At 70.4% G+C, this 18,492-nt stretch carries 16 protein-coding genes; 4 read left to right on the plus strand and 12 right to left on the minus strand.

The window, feature by feature from the left end:
• Window positions 1-104: 104 nt before the first annotated feature.
• From eccCa to ACGH52_RS00935, 3 genes are read right to left on the minus strand one after another with little or no spacing between them, the layout of a single operon-like run.
• Window positions 105-4,166, minus strand: a complete 4,062-nt coding sequence (eccCa, locus tag ACGH52_RS00925; protein ID WP_399936786.1) for a type VII secretion protein EccCa — start codon at window positions 4,164-4,166, stop codon at window positions 105-107.
• Window positions 4,163-4,594, minus strand: a complete 432-nt coding sequence (locus ACGH52_RS00930) for a hypothetical protein (RefSeq protein WP_399936788.1) — start codon at window positions 4,592-4,594, stop codon at window positions 4,163-4,165. The genes eccCa and ACGH52_RS00930 overlap by 4 nt, the downstream gene beginning before the upstream one ends.
• Window positions 4,595-4,596: 2 nt before the next feature.
• The gene (locus ACGH52_RS00935) at window positions 4,597-4,959 is read right to left on the minus strand and encodes a WXG100 family type VII secretion target (protein ID WP_399936790.1); all 363 of its coding nucleotides are present in this window, start codon (window positions 4,957-4,959) and stop codon (window positions 4,597-4,599) included.
• 180 nt (window positions 4,960-5,139) lie between these two features.
• On the opposite strand from ACGH52_RS00935, the gene ACGH52_RS00940 reads away from it, so the two are divergent.
• The gene (locus tag ACGH52_RS00940) at window positions 5,140-5,763 is read left to right on the plus strand and encodes a hypothetical protein (RefSeq protein ID WP_399936792.1); all 624 of its coding nucleotides are present in this window, start codon (window positions 5,140-5,142) and stop codon (window positions 5,761-5,763) included.
• A gap of 59 nt (window positions 5,764-5,822) precedes the next feature.
• Here the strand turns inward: ACGH52_RS00940 and ACGH52_RS00945 are convergent, their stop codons facing one another.
• The 5 genes from ACGH52_RS00945 to ACGH52_RS00965 form a co-directional block, all read right to left on the minus strand.
• Window positions 5,823-8,534 carry a right-handed parallel beta-helix repeat-containing protein gene (locus ACGH52_RS00945; RefSeq protein ID WP_399936793.1) on the minus strand — a complete coding sequence of 904 codons (2,712 nt, stop codon included), beginning with the start codon at window positions 8,532-8,534 and terminating at the stop codon, window positions 5,823-5,825.
• A gap of 28 nt (window positions 8,535-8,562) precedes the next feature.
• Window positions 8,563-9,921 (minus strand): type VII secretion integral membrane protein EccD, encoded by a 1,359-nt coding sequence (gene eccD / locus ACGH52_RS00950; protein WP_399936795.1) that lies wholly within the window; start codon window positions 9,919-9,921, stop codon window positions 8,563-8,565.
• A gap of 51 nt (window positions 9,922-9,972) precedes the next feature.
• Complete coding sequence (locus ACGH52_RS00955; protein WP_109030543.1) at window positions 9,973-10,299, minus strand: WXG100 family type VII secretion target; 327 nt, start codon at window positions 10,297-10,299, stop codon at window positions 9,973-9,975.
• A 58-nt stretch (window positions 10,300-10,357) separates the two neighbouring features.
• The gene (locus ACGH52_RS00960) at window positions 10,358-10,720 is read right to left on the minus strand and encodes a WXG100 family type VII secretion target (RefSeq protein WP_104630818.1); all 363 of its coding nucleotides are present in this window, start codon (window positions 10,718-10,720) and stop codon (window positions 10,358-10,360) included.
• Window positions 10,721-11,225: 505 nt separating this feature from the next.
• Window positions 11,226-12,008 carry an IclR family transcriptional regulator gene (locus ACGH52_RS00965; protein ID WP_399936797.1) on the minus strand — a complete coding sequence of 261 codons (783 nt, stop codon included), beginning with the start codon at window positions 12,006-12,008 and terminating at the stop codon, window positions 11,226-11,228.
• Window positions 12,009-12,271: 263 nt separating this feature from the next.
• On the opposite strand from ACGH52_RS00965, the gene ACGH52_RS00970 reads away from it, so the two are divergent.
• Window positions 12,272-13,123 (plus strand): fumarylacetoacetate hydrolase family protein, encoded by an 852-nt coding sequence (locus ACGH52_RS00970; protein ID WP_399936799.1) that lies wholly within the window; start codon window positions 12,272-12,274, stop codon window positions 13,121-13,123.
• A 77-nt stretch (window positions 13,124-13,200) separates the two neighbouring features.
• On the opposite strand, the gene ACGH52_RS00975 is transcribed toward ACGH52_RS00970, so the two are convergent.
• The 3 genes from ACGH52_RS00975 to ACGH52_RS00985 form a co-directional block, all read right to left on the minus strand.
• On the minus strand, window positions 13,201-13,638 hold the full coding sequence (locus ACGH52_RS00975; protein ID WP_399936801.1) for a hypothetical protein: 438 nt from the start codon (window positions 13,636-13,638) through the stop codon (window positions 13,201-13,203).
• Between the two features lie 196 nt (window positions 13,639-13,834).
• Window positions 13,835-14,785 (minus strand): Dyp-type peroxidase, encoded by a 951-nt coding sequence (locus ACGH52_RS00980; RefSeq protein WP_399936802.1) that lies wholly within the window; start codon window positions 14,783-14,785, stop codon window positions 13,835-13,837.
• Between the two features lie 253 nt (window positions 14,786-15,038).
• Window positions 15,039-15,629: a sigma factor-like helix-turn-helix DNA-binding protein gene (locus ACGH52_RS00985; protein WP_399936804.1), complete on the minus strand. Its 591-nt coding sequence runs from the start codon at window positions 15,627-15,629 to the stop codon at window positions 15,039-15,041.
• A 363-nt stretch (window positions 15,630-15,992) separates the two neighbouring features.
• Here ACGH52_RS00985 and ACGH52_RS00990 point away from each other — a divergent pair, with 363 nt between their 5' ends.
• Window positions 15,993-16,739: an SDR family oxidoreductase gene (locus ACGH52_RS00990; RefSeq protein ID WP_399936806.1), complete on the plus strand. Its 747-nt coding sequence runs from the start codon at window positions 15,993-15,995 to the stop codon at window positions 16,737-16,739.
• Between the two features lie 258 nt (window positions 16,740-16,997).
• On the opposite strand, the gene ACGH52_RS00995 is transcribed toward ACGH52_RS00990, so the two are convergent.
• Window positions 16,998-17,885 (minus strand): aromatic prenyltransferase, encoded by an 888-nt coding sequence (locus ACGH52_RS00995; protein WP_399936807.1) that lies wholly within the window; start codon window positions 17,883-17,885, stop codon window positions 16,998-17,000.
• A gap of 316 nt (window positions 17,886-18,201) precedes the next feature.
• On the opposite strand from ACGH52_RS00995, the gene ACGH52_RS01000 reads away from it, so the two are divergent.
• Entirely contained in the window at window positions 18,202-18,465 is a 264-nt protein-coding gene (locus ACGH52_RS01000) for a DUF2630 family protein (RefSeq protein ID WP_361466660.1), read from the plus strand.
• Window positions 18,466-18,492 lie beyond the last annotated feature (27 nt).

Consider the following 18,492-nt stretch of genomic DNA (forward strand, 5'->3'; position numbering starts at 1 on the left):
GGTGTGTCCTCACAAGCGGGGGCCGGGGCGGTAGACCGCGGTCCGGTCAAGAGGTTCGCGTGTCGGTCTCGGTGGTGCGCGGGGCCGTGGACCCCGCGCACCTGCTAGTCGTCGGCCGGGTCGTAGACGGTCTGCAGCAGGGCGGCGCCGGCACGGCGGGAGACGAGGAGGCCGCGGCCGGGCGGGAGGCGCCGGGCCCGCTGGTCGTGCAGGACGGACCCCTCGCGGGGGTCGCCCGAGAACAGCAGCCCGTCGGCTCCCAGTTCACGGATGCGTCCGCCGACCGGGTCGGAGAGGGAGCGGGACAGCCCGCCGCTGCGGCGGGCCAGCACCACGTGGAAGCCGATCTCGGCGGCCTGGGTCACGTAGTCGCCGATCGCGGCCAGCGGCCCGCGTCCGCCCGCCCCGGCGGGGGCTACGAGGTCGTAGTCGTCCACGACCAGGTACAGCTCGGGCCCGGCCCACCAGTCGCGTTCCTTGAGCTGGCGCGGGGTGATGCCGGGGGGCGGCATGCGCTCCTTCAGCTTCTCCACGACCTGCCCGAGGTACGCGGTGGCGGTGTCCGGGTCGCCGGCGACCGCGCCCATGTAGTCGTCGGGTACGGCGCCCAGCAGTCCGCGCCGGTAGTCGACGACGATGAACCGCACGTCCCAGGGCGACCGGCGGGCGGCCGTCTGCCGCATCCAGGACCGGAGGAACGACGTCTTGCCCGATCCTGAGTCGCCGTAGACCAGGAAGTGCGGCCCGTCCGTCTCCAGGTCGATGACCGCGGGGGCCAGGTCGAGTTCCCCGATGCCGATCGGCACGGCGCCCGCAGGCAGCGCCTCGGCGCCTCCGGGGAGGGTTTCCACGGCCTGCGCCAGGTCCTTGGGCGTCACCACGTCGGCCAGCACGCGCAGCGGCGGGGCCACGGCGCCCTTCCAGGCGGTGGCGAGATCCGCGACCGCGGTCTCCTGTGCCTTGGTCAGGTTGTCGACGGACGCGGCGCCGTCCAGGCGGGGCAGCACTGCCTGGAAGAAGCTGCCCGGTGCCGTGAGGCCGCGCCCCGGGACGAAGGCACGCACCTGTTTGGCCAGCGGCCGGGAGATCTCCGACTCCGCGGGCTCGGCCAGCCGCAGCTCCAGGCGTCCGGTGATGGTGTCGCGCAGGTTGGCTCGCAGTTCCGCCCAGCGGTTGGCGGTGAGTACCAGGTGCACGCCCACGTTGAGGCCGCGTACGGCGATGTCGGGGACGATCGCCTCGGCCTCCTCCACGGTGGCGCGCAGCGCGCTCCAGTTGTCCACGACGAGGACGACGTCGGCGGCGTTGACCCCGGGGGGCAGGGTGTTCTCGTCGCGGAGTCGGCGGAAGTCCGCCGCGGAGTCGACGCGCAGTTCCTGGAAGAGCCGTTCGCGTTCGTCGACCAGTCGGCGGACCACCGCGAGGGCGCGCCGGGTGCGCGCCTCGTCGTGCCGGGTGGTGATGCCCGACACGTGCGGTGCGTTCTCCAGGCCGATGAGGCTGCCACCGCCGAAGTCGATGCCCGTGAACTGGAGTTCCTCCGGGGTGTGGGTGAGCATGGCGCTGAGCATGAGGGAGCGCAGCAGGGTGCTCTTGCCGGACTGGGGAGCGCCGACCAGGATGAGGTGCCCCTGCTGGCCGGACAGGTCGAGGAGCAGCGCGCGCTGTTCCTGGCGGGCGGGGAGGTCCACCACGCCGACCGGGAAGGTGAGTCCGCCGCCCTGGGGCCACAGCAGGGAGTGGTGTCCCCGCTCGTCGTCGGTCTCCAGCGGGGCGAGTACCGAGTCGAGTTCGATCGTCGGGGGCAGGGGCGGCAGCCACACCTGGTGCACGGGGCCGCCGTGCACCTTCACCTGCTCGACGACGACCTGCATCTCGGTGCGCCGACCGGGCAGCGTGCGAGGCGGGGAGGCCGAGGGCTCGGTCTCTTCGCCCTCCTCCTCCCGGGCGTCCTCGGCGGTGCGCAGGCCGAAGGGGACGGGCACCGCGGGCGGTCCGGTCTGCGTCACATGTTCGTCGGCCTCCTCGTAGGCGCCGGAGATGTGGGCGACGCGGAAGCGTTCGTAGACCGACTCGTCGACCTTGAGGTAGGCGGAGCCCGGGATCGAGGGCAGCCGGTAGGCGTCGGTGGTCCCGATCACGGCCCGGCTCTCCTGGGCGCTGAAGGTGCGCAGGCACACGCGGTACGACAGATGTGACTCCAGCCCGCGCAGCCTTCCCTCGTCCAGCCGCTGGGTGGCCAGCAGCAGGTGCATGCCGAGGCTTCGGCCGACTCGTCCGATCTGCACGAACAGCTCGATGAAGTCGGGGCGCTGGGTGAGGAGTTCACCGAACTCGTCGACGACGATCATCAGGTACGGCATCGGCTCCAGCGGCCTGCCGTCCTCGTCGGTGCCGCCATTCGCCCGGAGGATCTGGTACTCGCGCACCGAGTCCACGTTGCCGGCCGCCCGCAGCATCCGCTGACGGCGCTGCTGCTCGCCCTGGAGGGCGGTGCGGACCCGGTCGACCATGGCCAGGTCGTCGGCGAGGTTGGTGATCAGACCTGCCACGTGCGGGAGTTCGGTCACGCCGGCGAAGGTGGCGCCGCCCTTGAAGTCGACCAGGACGAAGCTCAGGTGTTCGGGCGCGTGGGTCATGGTCAGGCCCGTCACCAGGGTGCGCAGCAGTTCGCTCTTGCCGGAGCCGGTGGCGCCCACGACCAGGCCGTGCGGGCCGATGCCGCCCTGTGCGGACTCCTTGAGGTCCAGCACCAGCGGAGAGCCGTCACCGGTGAAGCCGATCGGCAGCCGCAGCAGCGCCTCGTCGTCGGGCTCGCGCCACAGCGCGGTGGGGTCGAACGCGCCGAGATCAGACACGCCCAGCATCTCGGGCAGGGCGACGGTACGCGCGAGGACCTGTTCCTGTTCGCCGGACAGCCTCAGCGGGGCCAACGCGCGGGCCGTCTGCTCGCCGAGCGGAGGCGGGCACACGTCGGCGACCGCGTCCTCGGCGGTCTGCACCAGCGCGGGGTGACGTGTTTCCAGGGTGAGAGCGCCCTCGGCGTCCACCCGGGCGCGGGCGTCGACCCGGCTGGGCTCCTCGCTCTCCTTGGCGACCACGCACACCACGTGCAGGCCGCTGTCCGGGCCCGCCTCCGCCAGCAGGTCGGACACCAGGGGCAGCCCGGCCCAGTCCGCGTCGGGCCGGAAGCCGTCGAGGACGACCACCAGATGCCGTACGGTCCTGGGCTCGCGGCGTATCCCGAGCGAGCCGGCGCGCTCGGCGCGCTCTTCACGCACCCGGTCGACGTGGGTCTGGAGGATGTCGGCGAGACCGTCCATGCTCAGCGCGATCATGGGCACCGAGTCGCCCCGGCCGGGCCGACGGGCGTGCGGCAGCCACTTCGCCCAAGCCCAGGAGCGGTCCTCGTCCTGGACGAGGGCCGCGATCTGCACGTCGTCGGGGGCGTGCAGCACGGCGAGTTGCAGCAGCAGCGATCCGGTCAGCTCGGCGGTGCGCTCCTCGGGGCCGAGCAGGCTCAGGACACCGGTACCCGCGAGGTCGACCCAGGCGGGCTGGAGTCCGACGGTCTCGAAGTCGCGGGACAGCTTCTCGGCCCGGCGGCGGGCGTCCTGGTCGTGTTCCGTCGTGGGGTCGCTGTGCCGGCTCAGTGCGATGCGCATCGCTGGGGCGCCGCGGCCGATGCCGAGCCGGAGCTTCATGAAGTCGGCGTCGGCGGGCCTGCGTTCCCACACCCGGCGCGGGCCGGTGGTGGCGATCGCCCACAGGCGCCTGGGGCTCGGGTGGACGAAGGCGCTGACCGCGCGCTGCGCCGCCGCCGACTCGCGGGCCTGGTTCCGGACGTCCCCCAGGTACTCGACGTACCGGTCGCGCTGCCGGTACTGGGTGCGCCGGCCGGCGTTCTTGGTCTGGGTCCTGACGACGACCGTCACGCCGATGGAGACGACGACGAAGCCGATGCCCAGCATGATCATCCAAGGTCGCCCGAAGGTGACCATGTAGGCGGCCATGCTGATGCTGCTGAGCAGCGGAAGCAGCATGTAGAGCCAGGTCTGCGCCTGATTCTGCGCGGCCTTCTGCGGTGGCGCGGCCAGCGAGACCTGCTGCTCCGGGACCGAGGGCGGAAACGTCCTGGCCGGGCGGTGGAAGCTTGTCCTGGTCATTGGTTCGGGAAGTCCTGAGTGAAGGGGAATTCGGGTCCGAGGTGGTCCGAGGGCCCGCCGCCGTCACCGGTGGGGACAGCCATTTCGTTGGAGAAGTTGGTGAAGGCCCACCACAGTTCGTTCTCAAGATGGCTGAAGCCCACGGCCGCGCCGAGTATTCCTCCGGCGATGGCGGGAAGGACGCCGAGTCGGCCGCCCTCCTGGCCGAACATCTCCGTCATCACACGCGTCCATCGGTCGCCGAATTCCTGGGCCTCCGTGGCGCTCGGGGCGACCCAGCCGAGTCTCAGCCCGGCGGCGATGTTGTTGACACGCATGATCGACTCACCGATCTCGCCGGCGAGCGACGCGAGTGTGGTGCCCTCCGTGCCGAGTGCCGGCGGATCGATCTTTATCGTCACGGCGTCGTAGTTCGCGCTCTCGGGCATCGTCAGCCTCCGGAGTTGGTGGTGTTGGCCTGTTCGGCGGAGGCGTAGTTGTCGTAGGCGGTCTCCATGCGGTGCGCCATCTCGCGCAGCAGTTCCTCCAGATCGTGCGAGGCCCTGGCGAACCAACTGGTCATCACCTCGGCGGTCGCGGCCGCGGGGCTCTGCCAGTGGGTCTGCGCCGCCTCGAAGCGGGCCTCCACCTGGCCGATCAGTCCCGCGATGTGTTCGCTCTCGCCGCGCACCGCGCCGATCGCCCGCCTGAGTTCGCCGAGCGCGACCCGGAACTCCTCCGGAGACATGCCGCCCCCGTGACCGCCCGAACCCTCGCCGTCCGAACCACTGTTGTTTCCGGCCGGTGTTGACATGACTGACACTCCTTGAACCTTGACCGCCGTCCACGGCACACGGAAGCCGGGCGGCCTCCAGGGCATGGGCTCCGACGCTTTCACCGCCGGAGTTCGGTGTGACAACATTGCGAGGGTCGGCGTCGTCCGACCAGAAGGCCGGCTGTCTGTCGCCGGCGGACGCTCACATGGGAGCAGCGAATGCCCAATCCCCAGAACGAACCCGCCCCGGGCGGCGAGGGCGGCGGAGCCGTCGAAGATCCGGACAAGGGGAAGGAGCTCGGTCACCTCGTCCCCGGCATGTCGGTGGGCTGGGAGACACCGCCCAGCTTCAACCAGGACCCGAGCGGCGGGTCGGGCGGCGAATCGGCGACCGACGTGGCCGACAGCGGCCCGATCCTGTTCGACGCGACCACCGTCCGGGCGACCGAGACCACCCTGCTGGCCCAGGGGCGCAGCGCGGTCAACAACTACGAGACCCTGCGGGCCAGGGTCGACACCGCCGTGCACTCGCAGTTCTGGGCGCTGGCCAAGCCGAAGCCGGCCATCTCCTCGGGCTCCTACGGCCCCACGACGCCCGGCGGCACCGGCTGGAGCCCGACGGTGCAGGAGACCAACGACAACGATGCGCGCATCGTCGCCGAGATCGGTGAGGAGTTCGCCGCCCACATCAACCCGGCCATGCAGAAGGCACTGGCCCTGCAGGCCAACGCCCTCGCGCTGCTGGGCAACTACATCGCGCTCATCAACAGCTCGGGTCAGTCCTACTCCCGTCTCGACCGTGCCTCGCACTTCCCGGAGCCTCCGGGTCCCGTGACGAGCTGAACAACACACGGTGTACCGCCCGGCACCGGCGTGTCGGGCGGACACACCACGGCCCGCCATCAGGACACCGCCGCGGGGACGTCGGCCGGCAGCAGCACCATGAGGTCGTCGGCGTCCGGGTCGGACAGGTCGGCCACCCGCATGGCGTGCTGTTCGGTCATCTGCTGGAACACCTGGCGGGCGGTGCGCCCGTTGCCGAAGCGCTCGGTCCGGGCGATCGAGGCGAAGTGGTCCAGCAGCGCCGCGGCCGTGTCCTCGCCGATCCGGTACTCGTGCCGGGCCGCCTGGTGCTCCACGATCCGCACGAGGTCCTGCGACGAGTAGTCGTCGAAGCGCAGGGTCCGGGTGAAGCGCGAGGCCAGGCCGGGGTTGGAGTCGATCAGGCGCTCCATGTCCTGCGGGTATCCGGCCGCGATCACCACCACGTCGTCGCGGTGGTCCTCCATCAGCTTCACCAGGGTGGAGATCGCCTCCTGCCCGAAGTCCGTGCTCTGCCCGGCCGGCACCAGGGAGTAGGCCTCGTCGATGAACAGCACGCCGCCCAGCGCCCGTTTGAAGACGGCGGTGGTGCGGGGCGCGGTGTGGCCGACGTACTCCCCCACCAGGGCGCCGCGGTCGGCCTCCACCAGGTGCCCGTCGGTCAGCAGTCCGAGAGCGGCCAGCAACCGTCCGTAGAGTCGCGCCACCGTCGTCTTCCCCGTGCCCGGGTTCCCCGCGAAGACCAGGTGGCGGCTCAGCGGCGGCGGTTGCAGGCCCGCCTCCTGACGCCGTTTGACCAACTGCATCAGCTTGGCCATGGACTCCACCTCGCGCTTGACGCTCTCCAGGCCCACCAGATCGCCCAGTTCGGCCAGCAGCTCCGGCAACCGGTCCTCGCCCGGTCCTTCCCGGACGGCGACCGCCGTGCCGGATGCCGTGCCGGGGCCGGTCGCGGGTACGCCCGCGGTGCCCGCCGCGCGGGCCGGTCCGGTGCCGTCGTCCTCGTCGGCCGTGGGCAGGGTGGAGGCCGTGACACCGCTGGTGCGGCACTGCTCGAACCGGGCCGCCGCGTCGTCGGCCTGGGACAGGTCCTCATCCGTGTCCTGCACCAGGCAGCGGCGCAGAAGGGGGGACGCCTTGGACCCCACGTACACCGCCGGATAGCCGGTGGCGGAGATCGTGCAGTCCTCCAGCAGACCCTCGGACCCGTCGCCCGCGTACACGCCGTTCTTGGTGGTGCCCGCGATCGTGACCGAGCGGACGCGGGGCCGGGCTCCGGCCCAGATCACCAGGCCGCTGCCCCGGGCGTCCGAGATGGTGAGGTCCTCGATCCAGGCCTCACTGCGTTCGTCGAGAAAGACGCCGGCCGATCCCGATCCCTCGATCCGGCCGCCCACCAGCAGGGCGCTGCTGTCCGCCGCGATCTCGACGCCGGTCCTGGCGGGCCGCAGCACCTCGCAGTCGGCCAGCAGCGGCCGGTGCCGGCTGTCCAGACGGATGCCGGTGTCCGTGTCGGCGACGACGAGCGCGCGCAGGACGGCGTCGGCGTCCTTGACGTCCACGCCCGTCATCCGGGCTCGTTCGATGCGGGTGTCCTCGGCGGTGAAGTCGGCCGCGCCCTCGACGCGCACGGCGTGCTGGGCGCTGTCCCGGACGGTGCAGGAGCGCAGTTCGGCGCGGACGTTGCCGGCGATGTGCAGCGCGGTGTAGGCCGTCGTGGAGATCTCGCACTCGGTGAGCCGTACGGTGCACCGGTCCGTGGCGTGCACGCCGTTGGCCCCGGTCCGGGCCACCGTGCCGCCGCGCACCCGAAGTTCCGCGTCCTCCACGACGGCCAGGCCGGTGCCGGGTACGTCGACGACGCGGACGCGGTCCATCTCGACGCGTCCGGTGCCCGCGGCGATGACGCCCGCGCCGCCGGTCTCCCGTATCTGGCAGTCGTCCATCCGCAGCCGGGCCGCGTCGCCCGCCAGGACGCCCTCGCTGCCGGTGCGGAAGATCTCGCACGTCTCCAGCCTGGTGCGGGGCGCCCCGCGCTCGGCCGCTGCGGCGTGCTCCCCCTCTTCGGCCGCGGGGGTGACGGCCGCGGCGGTGGCGCCGTCGGCGGCGCGTACGCCTTGCGTCCTGACGTCGTGCAGCCGGCAGTCCCGCAGGAGCGGGCGCGACCGGGTCTGCGCCAGCAGACCGGCGTCGCCGACGTGGCGGACCGTGCAGGCGTCGAAGGTGCCCTGCGACTCGCCGGTCAGCACGATGCCGCAACCGGTGACACGTTCGACCGTGGTGTGCCGCACCTCCGCGCGGGCGGCATCACTGAGTGTCAGGCCGTGCCCCGCCGTGGAGCGGATCACACACTCTTCCAGGACGACCTGAGCGGTGCCGGTGACGAGGACACCGGAGCCCTCGGCGTTCTCGATGGTGCAGGTGCGCAGTTCGGCGGCTCCGCGGCCGATCTCGACGCGCCCCCCGGAGACGGCGCAGTGGTCGAGGACGGCCCGGCCGCCGCGGACGAGCACGGAGGGCTCTCGGTCGGCGGTGCCCTCGACCGTCAGATCACGTAGCTCGCAGGTACCGCCCCGCACCGTGATCGCGGGTCCGTGGGCGGCAACGACGCGCACCGTCCCCGGGCCCTTCTCGGCGATCAGGGTGATGTCGCGGTCCAGCACCACGGATTCGCGGTAGTCCCCGGGCTGGACGTGGATGACCGCGCCCTCACCGGCCGCGCGAACGGCGGCCGTGACGGTGCGATGTGTGCCCCAGCCCCGGTCCGCCACCCTGAGGGCGTTGCGTTTCACCGCCGCACCGCTCCGGCCTCGGGGCCCCTCACGGCGTCTGTCCCGACTGCAGCAGCGAGGTGTAGACGCCGAAGACTCCGACGGCGACCGGCACGGAGGCCAGCAGGAAGAACCCGGCGAGTGTGTCGATCCAGGTCGGCCGCTCCTCGTCCGAGTCGGCGCGGAACGCGCGGCCGAGGCCGAACGCCAGCGCCGGCACGGCCGCGCCCAGCAGGGCGACGGGCCCGGTCCACGCCGGTGCCCCGAAGTTGCCCGGGGCCCGGACCAGTGCCACGGCCAGGCCGAGCGTCCCGGCTGCCACCATCGGGACGACGGCGGGCGCCATCGTCAGCCGCCCCGCCCGCAGGATCAGCGCCAGGCCGAGGCAGGCGGTGAGCGCGAGCGCGAAGGCGTGGTCCGCCGAGCCCAGGATCACCAGGCACGCCGCGGCGACGGCCGAGCCGAGTACGTTCGTGCTGATGAGCACGCGCTGCCCTCGCTTCACCAGCCGCAGGACGTCCGCCTCATCGGCGTAGGGGTCCGTGCCGCCCGCCCGCGACCCCGCCAGCACCGCGAAGTGCCCGGCCGCCTTGGGTGCGGCGGCGAGCACGCCCATGGTGGTCACGGACACCACGGCCGCCGACTCCAGCAGCGAGGTGCGGCCGAGGGTGAGAGCGGTGGTCAGCACCAGGGTGATGCCGGTGATCGCCACGGCCATCAACGTCGTCACGTGACGGATCGCCAGCAGCCCGGCGAGGGCTCCGACCAGGGCACCCACGCTCAGGGCCAGGAGCAGGCCGGAGGTGCTCGCGCTCGCCACCGGCAGGCAGGCGGCGGACGTGGCGAGCAAGGGTACTCCCGCGTGCGCCATCGTCAGCCTCAGGCCCAGCGAGAGCGACCAGCTCTGGCGGGTGGAGTGCCAGGCCAGCAGGGTCAGGGCGAACGCAACGACCATCGCGCCGATCCCGGTGCCGGGACGGTATGAGTCCGCGGAACCCGACCACGCCATTACCACGAAGGCCGCGATGAGGCCCAGGACGGCCAGGACCAGTGTGGTGTAGGCGCGGACCCGTCGGCCCCAGGCGGTGACACCGTCGCGGGTCTTCTCGACGGACTCCTCCAGGTCGGTGACCACAGGCTCGTCGAACTCGCCCGCGGCCACGTCCCGGAGGTAGAGCGTGGCGCCGTCCGCGACGCCCGCCTCCCGCAGCGAGGCTTCGGGCGCGAGGGGCGGGGCGCCGAGCAGGGCCAGCGACCACACCGGGGGGAACGTCTCGTCCAGTTCCACCTGCCCCACGAGCGTGAGCAGGGCCGGGGTGTACTCGGCGATGGCCGCGTCCGCGGGCACCGCGAGATCGACCCGCCGCCGTGCTCCCACCACGGTCACATGACAGCGTTCATTCTCCACTGGATGTCTTCCTTGTCACGCGTAGCCGGGGCCTGTCGAGGGGCGGCGGGGTCAGTGCACCGAGTTCCAGGTCCTGATGTTGGCCTCCTCGGCACCGACGTAGTTGCCCCAGTTCACCCGCATGACGTGGGCGATCTCGCCGAGCACGCCGTCGTCCTCCTCGCTGCCGAAGAGGCCCACCGCGGCCATGTCCCACTCGTGCATGCGCAGTTGGTAGTCGGTCGCCGACTGGGCGTTCCAGGTGTCGATCAGCGACTGGATCCGGCTCTTCAGGGCGTGCAGCTCGCCCATGATGTGCTGGGCCGCGGCGTTGATGTCCTGGCCGGCGGTCTCCAGGCCCTGGCCGACATAGATCGGCACACTTTCGATATCGGGCATCGCGATTCCTTCCTCGGAGGGTGTGAGCAGCGAACGGAGGTGCGGACGCAGGCCGGGATCAGGACAGGTTGGCCTTCGGAAGTGACACGTTGTTGAGGTTCGCCAGGTTCGAGTGCTCGGAGCCGAGGTAGTTGTCGGCGCTGGAGTCCAGGCCGCCCGCGATGGCGAGCAGCGCGTTCTGGAGCTGTGCCGCGTAGACGTCCCACTCCCTCATCAGTTCCTGGAAGGTGTTCGACGCGACGCCCTGCCAGTTCGCCTCCATCGCGACGACGTAGCTCTTGAGGGCATCGAGTTCGGCCTGCACGATCTGTTCGGTCGTGCGGATGTCCAGGGCCTTGGCCTTCAGATCCTCCGGTGTCGTTTTGTACAGGACACCGTCCGAGCCCCTGAAACCGCCCTGCCCTCCGTCGGGTGTCGCCATGAGGCCCCGCCTTCCTGAACTCGATTCGATGGCTCACCTGCCCGGCGCGCCGGGCAGGTGGGAGAGGTCGCGGAACCGACAGCCGTCGGCGGAACTGTCCGTCGGACAGGCGGAATCCACCCGACCGGCACACGAACGGCTGATCGGGAAACCAATGTTAGGGGAAAACAACGGCATACCTGTCAGTGGATGGCCAAGTTCACGTCGGCTTGACTCACTGTCACACACGTCCACACCCTTCGGACATAGTGTGAGGCGGACGTATGCCGGCCCTGCCCGTCGCGTCGTACCAGCTCGGACAGCAGGTCGGTTCAACGTGCGCTCAGAATATCGGGGTTCGGAAGTGGAACGTCGTCGCCTCGATCGGAGGAAACGATGCGGTCCCGCCGTGACCGACGACACTGTCCTGCCCGGGCCTTCCGGCAGCGTCACGGGCAGCCGCAGTCGGTGGCGTAGAGCAGCACGAAGAGAGCCGTCGCGGCGGTCGCACCGAAGGCTTTGGCGGTCAGACCGCTCCGCCCATCCGTCGTACGACGCCTTTGATGAGTGCCGCGAGGGCCGCCACCCGCTCGGGCGTGGCCTGGGACTTGAGCAGCGAGGAGCTGACGGCGAAGGGGCGGCCGCCCGTCGGCGGTCCGGGCACGGCCGCCGCGACGCAGACGATGCCCTCGGCGGTCTCCTGGTCGTCGACGGCGTGACCGGCCGCGCGCGCCTCGCGCACGTCCGCGAGCAGCGCGTCGAGGGTCGTGATCGACCAGGGCGTGCGGGCCTCGAACGGCTCGCGGTCCGCCAGCAGTTCCCGCACGCCGGTGTCTTCGAGGCCGGCCAGCATGGCCTTGCCGAGCGCCGTGCAGGTGACCGGGAGCCTCGCGCCCGCCCTGCTGGTGAGGCGCATCAGGACGGTGCCCTCGTGCACCGCCAGGTAGACGACGTCCGTGCCGTCCATGGTGGCCAGTTGCAGCGTCTCCTCCCGGTCGCCCAGGCGGCTCACCTGCTCCCGGAAGGCGTGTACCGGATCGAGGGCGTCCAGGTAGGACTGGGCCAGCCGCAGCAGGCCCGGGCCCAGGGCGAAGCCTCCGTCCACGGGCCGGACCAGTTCCCTTTCGTGCAGGGCCGCGCAGATGTTGACGACGGAAGCGCGCGGTATGCCGCCCGCGGCGGCGGCCAGTTGGGCGGGCGACAGCGCACTGCCGCGGGCGTCCGCCAGCGCGTCGAGGATCGCGCCCGCCCGCAGCACGGCCGGTGCCGGTGCGGCACTGGCCCATACGGATCCGTCCCGAGTACTCATGCCGACACACCCTAGTTGTCAATGGGTTGACAGTCTAGTTAGTGCATTGACAAAAAGTGGTGCCGTACACCGATACTGAGCCGGCAAGCACCGGAGCGCCGGCCGCCGCGACGGCGCCGTCACGGCACACACTCGCGCGCGGACGAGGGCGGACAGTGCCTCGTCACGACGGCGCGACCACCCACGCCCCTCCACGCCCGGTCGGCAGCGGATCCGAGCGGCGGCCACGGCCCGACCCGGCCCTCGACCAAGGAAAACGGCACATGAAACTCGTACGGCTCGGAGACCCCGGGCGGGAACGCCCCGCCGTCATCGACGACCGGGGCGTCACCCGGGACCTCTCCCCCCTCACCCCCGACATCGACGGCGCCTTCCTCGCCGCGGACGGCATCACCCGCACCCGCCGGGCCCTGACCGAGGGCACGCTGCCCGTGCTGGAGGCCGAGGGACTGCGCTTCGGGCCGCCCGTCGCCCGGCCCGGCGCGGTGGTCTGCATCGGGCAGAACTACGCGGCGCACGCGGCGGAGTCCGGCAGCGAGCCGCCCGCCCGCCCGATCATCTTCCTCAAACCCCCGAACACGGTGGTCGGCCCGCACGACGAGGTGGAAATCCCCCGCGGCTCCGCCAAGACCGACTGGGAAGTCGAACTCGCCGTCGTCATCGGCCGGACGGCGCACTACCTGGACTCCCCCGAGCAGGCCCTGGAATACGTGGCCGGGTACGCCGTCTCCAACGACGTGTCCGAGCGCGACTTCCAGCTGGAGCACTCCGGCGGCCAGTGGTCCAAGGGCAAGTCCTGCGCCACGTTCAACCCACTCGGCCCCTACCTCGTCCCGGCCGACGAGGTCCCCGACGTCCAGGACCTGCGACTGCGCTCCTTCGTGAACGGCGAACCGCGGCAGGACTCCCGCACCGCGGACATGATCTTCTCCGTCGCCCAGTTGGTCTACGACCTGAGCCAGTACATGGTCCTGGACCCCGGGGACGTCATCAACACCGGCACCCCACAGGGCGTCGCCCTGTCCGGCCGCTTCCCATATCTGCGGCCCGGTGACGTGATGGAGATCGAGATCGAGGGCCTGGGGCGCCAGCGTCAGACACTCCGCTCCTGCTGACCGCGCCGGATCTCCACGGGATCGTCGGTCGCGGACCTCTCTTCGATGCCGACGTCCGGCAGTCCGCCTCGGTGCCGCTATGCGTACGAGTCGACGGTGATCGAGTAACCGGCACCGGTGCTGAGGTCGGGGCGGCTTCCATGGCCCCCTTCCGCGAGCAGTTCGGCAGTGAGGAAGGTGATCCGCAAGTTCATGGTCTTCTTGACGAAGCTCAGGTCGCCGGGCGCGGCGTCGGGGTCGGGGCTCCATCCGTCCTGTTGCGCTGCTGTCCGGTAATGCGCTGCCACGCCGGCCCGGGTTCCGGGACATGCGTATGTCCGCTCGGCGTACACCGTGACTTCGCCGCTGTCGGACCAGCAGCCGGCGTCGACCTCCTCGAAGCCCCGGGCGACGGCGGCCTCGTCGGGCCGGGAGTCAAGGACGCGGAGCGCCGCCAGCTCCTCGACCCGGGCGTCGGTCCCCTCGCAGTCCCGGGCGAGATCCATCAGCGTGCAGCCGGTGAGTGCCGAGGTCACCAGCGCGGTGGCCAGGAGAAGGGATACAGGCCGGGTGCGAGCTGCTCGCAAGGACAAAGCGGGCTCCAGGGTGTAGTCCGGGGCAGCGGACGGGCCGCTGTCGGACGAAGAAGTCTTTGGGCCGGCTCCGAGGAACCACGGCCCGGTTCTACCAGAAGCCGCCACCCTCGCGTCGGGCACGGGGGTCGTTCAGTGCTCAGGGTCGAGCGGGGAGGTCTTCCAGGAAGTCCGCCGCCGGTGTGAAGAACAGCGAGCCGGTGACGGCGGTGGAGAAGTCCAGGATGCGGTCGTGCGGTGCCGACGCGGTGCCCAGGAACATCCGCTCCAGCATCGTCTCCGTCACCTCGGGGGTGCGGGCGTAGCCGATGAAGTACGTGCCGAACTCCTCGCGGCCCACCGACCCGAAGGGCATGTTGTCCCGCAGGATCTCCAGATCGCTGCCGTCCGGACCGGTGACACTGGTGAGCGCGACGTGCGAGTCTGCCGGCTTGACATCGTCGGACAGCTCCACGTCGGTCATCTTGCGGCGGCCGATCACCCGCTCCTGGCCCTCGGCGGAGAGCCCCTCCCACGCGCCCAGGTCGTGCAGGTACTTCTGCACGACGACGTAGCTCCCGCCCGCGAAGGCCGGATCCTCGTCACCCACGAGGACGGCCCTGCGTGCCGCGGCTCCCGTCGGGTTCTCCGTGCCGTCGACGAAACCGAGCATGTCGCGTTCGTCGAAGTACTTGAACCCGTGCACCTCGTCCTGAGGGGTGACCGCTCCGCGCAGCCGGCCCATGATCTCGGCGGCGAGTGCGAAGCACAGGTCCAACCGTGAAGCCCGGATGTGGAAGAGCAGGTCACCCGGGGTGGCGACCGCCCGGTGCACCGGCCCGTCCAGCTCCCGGAACGGACGCAGCCCGGCCGGACGCGCTCCTGAGAACAGACGGTCCCATGCCTCGGAACCGATGCCGGTGACGCAGCTCAGCCTGCCGTCCGGCTGCGCGCGGAACCCTACAGCCCGCTCCAGCGAGGCGACATCCGACAGCAGGTCCCGGACGGTGTCCTCCCCGCCGCTGTCGATCGTGACGACGAGGAAGATCGCCGCACTGGTCAGCGGGGACAGAACCATCTGGGGCTCCGGCTCCTCGACTTCTCCGCCCATGAACGAACATCCTCCCACGACTGACTCGTACCTCCACACACCATGTCACATCAGTGTGGGTGGGTGATGCCGGGCAGCACGTACCCAATGTGGTGCGCACGGGACCCCGACGGTACCCGGGCCCGCGCGTCCGCATCGGCCGTTGGCGGTCTCCACGATCGCCGGGTGCTCGTCCATGACGATGTCACCCGCGAAAATGCATGGAACCGGCGAGAGGCACGACGACGCGGACGGTCGGCAAGCGCCGGCCCAGTCATGCGGCCTCGTAATCCTCGGCCCCGTCACCCCCGCGCGTCTGACCGGCGGTGTCCTCACGGCCTTGCCGGTCCGTGGCGAGGTCCGTGGCGAGGTGCCGTCGTGCTCGGTGCACCAGGTGCCGGGCCTGGGCCTCGTCCATGTCGAGGAGGGCAGCGATCTCGGAATAGGGGGAAGCCAGCGTCTCCCGCAGCACGAAGGCCGCACGTTCGACGAGGTCCAGTTGTTCCATCATGACCAGGACGTCGTACTCGACCGCCTTCGTGCGCGCGGCGCCGGTCCCGGCATGATCGCCGGTGTCCAGGGGCTCGGGCAGCCAGGGGCCGACGTAGGACGCGCGCCGCAACCGCGCGGAGTGTGCGACGTCGATCGACAACCGGGTCGTGGCCATGATCAGGTACGCCCGCGGATCGGCGACCCCCGCACGGTCGGTAGTCTGCCAGCGCTGCCAGACGTCCCGCACGAGATCTCTTGCCTGCGCGGTGCTGCCCAGCATGCCGTACGCGATCCCGAACAGTCGCGGCCCCAGCCGTGCGAAGACGTCCTCTCCCCGACCAGGCGGCCCGGCGGGTGGCTCATGCGCTGTCACCGAGCGATGCGCACGTCCCCGCTCGTCGACCCCGCTGTGTTCCTCAACCCTCTTGGCGCCCATAGCTTCCACGTTTCCTTCCCGAGACGAGTAACCGACCAAGGGCCTCGTTCAGACGTCGTGGTACTTCATGACCGAACCTACGCCGCCGCCGGAGGCGATGGCGCGCACTGAGGGGGCGACAGTCATTCCACAGTCATTCTCTGGTGGAGGAAGCAGCATGTGGGGAGTCAAGGAGAGGTTGCGGGCCCCCGCTCTTCCCTCCTGTCACAGGTGGCACTCCTGCCCGGTCATTGCTTAAGTAATGACAGCTCGGTCGCGGCCGTGGACGCCGCCCGAGAGAACCCTCCGAAAGGCGTTCCGATGAAGGTTGTAGTTGTCGGCGGAACCGGGCTCATCGGCTCGCAGGTCGTCGCCAGGCTGGGCGAGCACGGGCACGAGGCGGTCGCGGCCTCCCCGAACACCGGTGTCAACACTCTGACGGGCGAGGGCCTGGCAGAGGTGCTGCGAGGCGCCTCCGTCGTCATCGACGTGTCGAACTCTCCGTCGTTCGCGGACGACGCGGTCAAGGAGTTCTTCCGCGTCTCGACGACCAACCTGCTGAAGGCCGAGGCGGAGGCCGGTGTCGCCCACCACGTGGCGCTCTCCGTCGTGGGGACCGACCGTCTTCAGGCGAGCGGCTACTTCCAGGCCAAGCAGGCCCAGGAGGACATGATCAAGAAGTCCGGGATTCCGTACTCGATCGTGCACGCCACGCAGTTCTTCGAGTTCGCGAAGAGCCTGGCGGACTCGGCCACGGAGGGTGACACCGTGAGCGTCGCCCCCATCAAGATCCAGCCCATTTTCTCGGGCGACGTGGCCGCGGCCGTGGGGCGCACGGCCGTCGGTTCGCCCCTCAACGGCACGGTCGAGGTCGCGGGCCCCGACGTCTTCCGAATGGAGGACTTCATCCGCAAGGGCCTGGCCGTGCGGGAGGACACCCGTACCGTCGTGACGGACCCGAACGGTCTCTACTGGGGCATCACACTCCAGGAGTCGGACCTGCTCCCCGGCGCAGACGCCCGCATCGCGGAGACCCACTTCGACGAGTGGGCCGCAGGGCAGCGCTAGTCCCGCGTTTCCGGGAACCGCTGGGATCTCCGGCCGGCCATGCGGTCTGCGGGCGGTGCAGGTACGGCTGTGCTCCCGCAGGGCCGCCTGGTGGTCCCACAGGAGTGCACGGGGCCAGCCGGGCACCGGCCCACCTCCGGCACAAACCCCCGCAGACCCGCCCCATGAACCGTCGGCGCCGGCGCTCACCGACAAGCACGGCCCCACGGAGCGTTGCCTCCGAGGGCCGTGACCGCGATGGATGCGTCCGGGGGACGGTCAGCGGTTCCAGTAGCCGAAGACCCGGGACGCGGCGTCACCGGTGTAGTCCGCCTCCATCTTCAGGTACTTTCCACGCGCACCGAAGGTGGGGTTGAAGATCAGGTCCCTGCGCCCCGCCTGAACCGGAGCCTCGGCGGCGAAGCGGGCGGCGAGCGGGTGCAGATGGGAGGGGAACTCCCCTTCCCTCGCCGGGACGGCGAAGCAGAGCCTGCGGGCCTGCGGGGAATTCCAGTCGAACGTGTAGTAGGCGTTGATCGCTCCCCGGCAGCGCCCGATCTCCTCGTTGTCCGGCGGGAGGGAACCCGTGTCCCGGATCATCCTGGCTATGTCCTCCTGGTCGAAGTAGCCGGGACTGACCATCTCGGAGTAGAGGTTCGTCGTGTTGTCGCGGAAATCGAACCCCATGATCGCGAATCTGTCGATACGAGCCTCGTCGAAACGTTCACGATGGTCCCGCAGGGAATGGGGTATGCTTTCGAGCGAAGCGATTTCACCGAATTCCAGGGGCTGCTCGAAGAACGCCCAGACCTTCTGTACGCCGTGTCCCACCGACGCGTCCAGCCCCCACCACAGGGGGATCTTGTCGGTGACCTCACCGAGCAGCGACATGACGGCAGGATCGGCGTCGGGAAGAAGTCCGTGTGCCCGGGCGATCCCGACCGGATCATGGGGCGAATCCGGGTACATGTAACGAAAGTTCACACTGCGGGCGGAGGCTTCGTGAGTCGTCGTGCGGACCGTGATGGTTCCGGCGGCGAACTGCTCCGCGAAGGCGTCAACAACCTGCTCGACGGCTCGGTTGTCGAAGTTGACCTCGGCAAGCTCCGCGTACGCCTCGAGGTCGTAAAGGAACCGGTCCAGATCCGTCGTTCTACCAGTAGGCATTGCTCTCCTGCTTCTTCCGGATCACATAGGGGTGCTTGTGCACATGACTCGCTCGTGGTCCATAAACGCAACAGCAACGCGTCCGGGGCCGCCTTGCCGTCTATCAGTCTGACACAGTGTGACTTGAGCCTCATCCGGGTCACTCGGCCACCACACCATACTGGATTTCTTCACACTGTCTGAGTCGCATCCGCTTCCCGTGGGGAGCGGTCATCTTGCTTATGCCGGACACGACCAGCGGGATGACAATGAAGAGTGCGACCGACTGCCCCGTCGTCCGCACCGACAGTGGCAACCCAACGTCCCAGGGAGAATCATGACCGGCTCCGAAGCCGACGCCGAGGGACAGATCCTCGGTCGCATCGACGAAATGATCCGTCAGGAAAAGGACCTGCGGGAGCAGCTCGCGGAGCAGGTGATCGACGAGTCGACCGAGCACGCTCGTCTGGCCCGTCTGGAGGCCGAGCTGGACCGGTGCTGGGACCTGCTCCGGCAGCGAAAGGCGCGGGTCGCCGCAGGTCAGGATCCCGACAACGTGCGCGTTCGGCCCGCCTCGCAGGTCGAGGACTACCTCTCCTGAAGCGGAGCCGAGTGACGCGGCTGACAG

Origin of the sequence: Streptomyces sp. BBFR25, assembly GCF_044590125.1 — a bacterium.
Lineage (GTDB): Bacteria > Actinomycetota > Actinomycetes > Streptomycetales > Streptomycetaceae > Streptomyces > Streptomyces canus_D.

What these genes read in the sequence shown, in the direction of transcription:
- ACGH52_RS00970 (WP_399936799.1), top strand. Translation starts at nt 12,272, where the DNA reads ATGAAACTCGTACGGCTCGGAGACCCCGGGCGGGAACGCCCCGCCGTC.
- ACGH52_RS00960 (WP_104630818.1), bottom strand. Translation starts at nt 10,720, where the DNA reads ATGGCGACACCCGACGGAGGGCAGGGCGGTTTCAGGGGCTCGGACGGT.
- ACGH52_RS00935 (WP_399936790.1), bottom strand. Translation starts at nt 4,959, where the DNA reads ATGTCAACACCGGCCGGAAACAACAGTGGTTCGGACGGCGAGGGTTCG.
- eccCa (WP_399936786.1), bottom strand. Translation starts at nt 4,166, where the DNA reads ATGACCAGGACAAGCTTCCACCGCCCGGCCAGGACGTTTCCGCCCTCG.
- ACGH52_RS00930 (WP_399936788.1), bottom strand. Translation starts at nt 4,594, where the DNA reads ATGCCCGAGAGCGCGAACTACGACGCCGTGACGATAAAGATCGATCCG.
- ACGH52_RS00980 (WP_399936802.1), bottom strand. Translation starts at nt 14,785, where the DNA reads ATGGGCGGAGAAGTCGAGGAGCCGGAGCCCCAGATGGTTCTGTCCCCG.
- ACGH52_RS01000 (WP_361466660.1), top strand. Translation starts at nt 18,202, where the DNA reads ATGACCGGCTCCGAAGCCGACGCCGAGGGACAGATCCTCGGTCGCATC.
- ACGH52_RS00990 (WP_399936806.1), top strand. Translation starts at nt 15,993, where the DNA reads ATGAAGGTTGTAGTTGTCGGCGGAACCGGGCTCATCGGCTCGCAGGTC.
- ACGH52_RS00995 (WP_399936807.1), bottom strand. Translation starts at nt 17,885, where the DNA reads ATGCCTACTGGTAGAACGACGGATCTGGACCGGTTCCTTTACGACCTC.
- ACGH52_RS00955 (WP_109030543.1), bottom strand. Translation starts at nt 10,299, where the DNA reads ATGCCCGATATCGAAAGTGTGCCGATCTATGTCGGCCAGGGCCTGGAG.
- ACGH52_RS00965 (WP_399936797.1), bottom strand. Translation starts at nt 12,008, where the DNA reads ATGAGTACTCGGGACGGATCCGTATGGGCCAGTGCCGCACCGGCACCG.
- ACGH52_RS00940 (WP_399936792.1), top strand. Translation starts at nt 5,140, where the DNA reads ATGCCCAATCCCCAGAACGAACCCGCCCCGGGCGGCGAGGGCGGCGGA.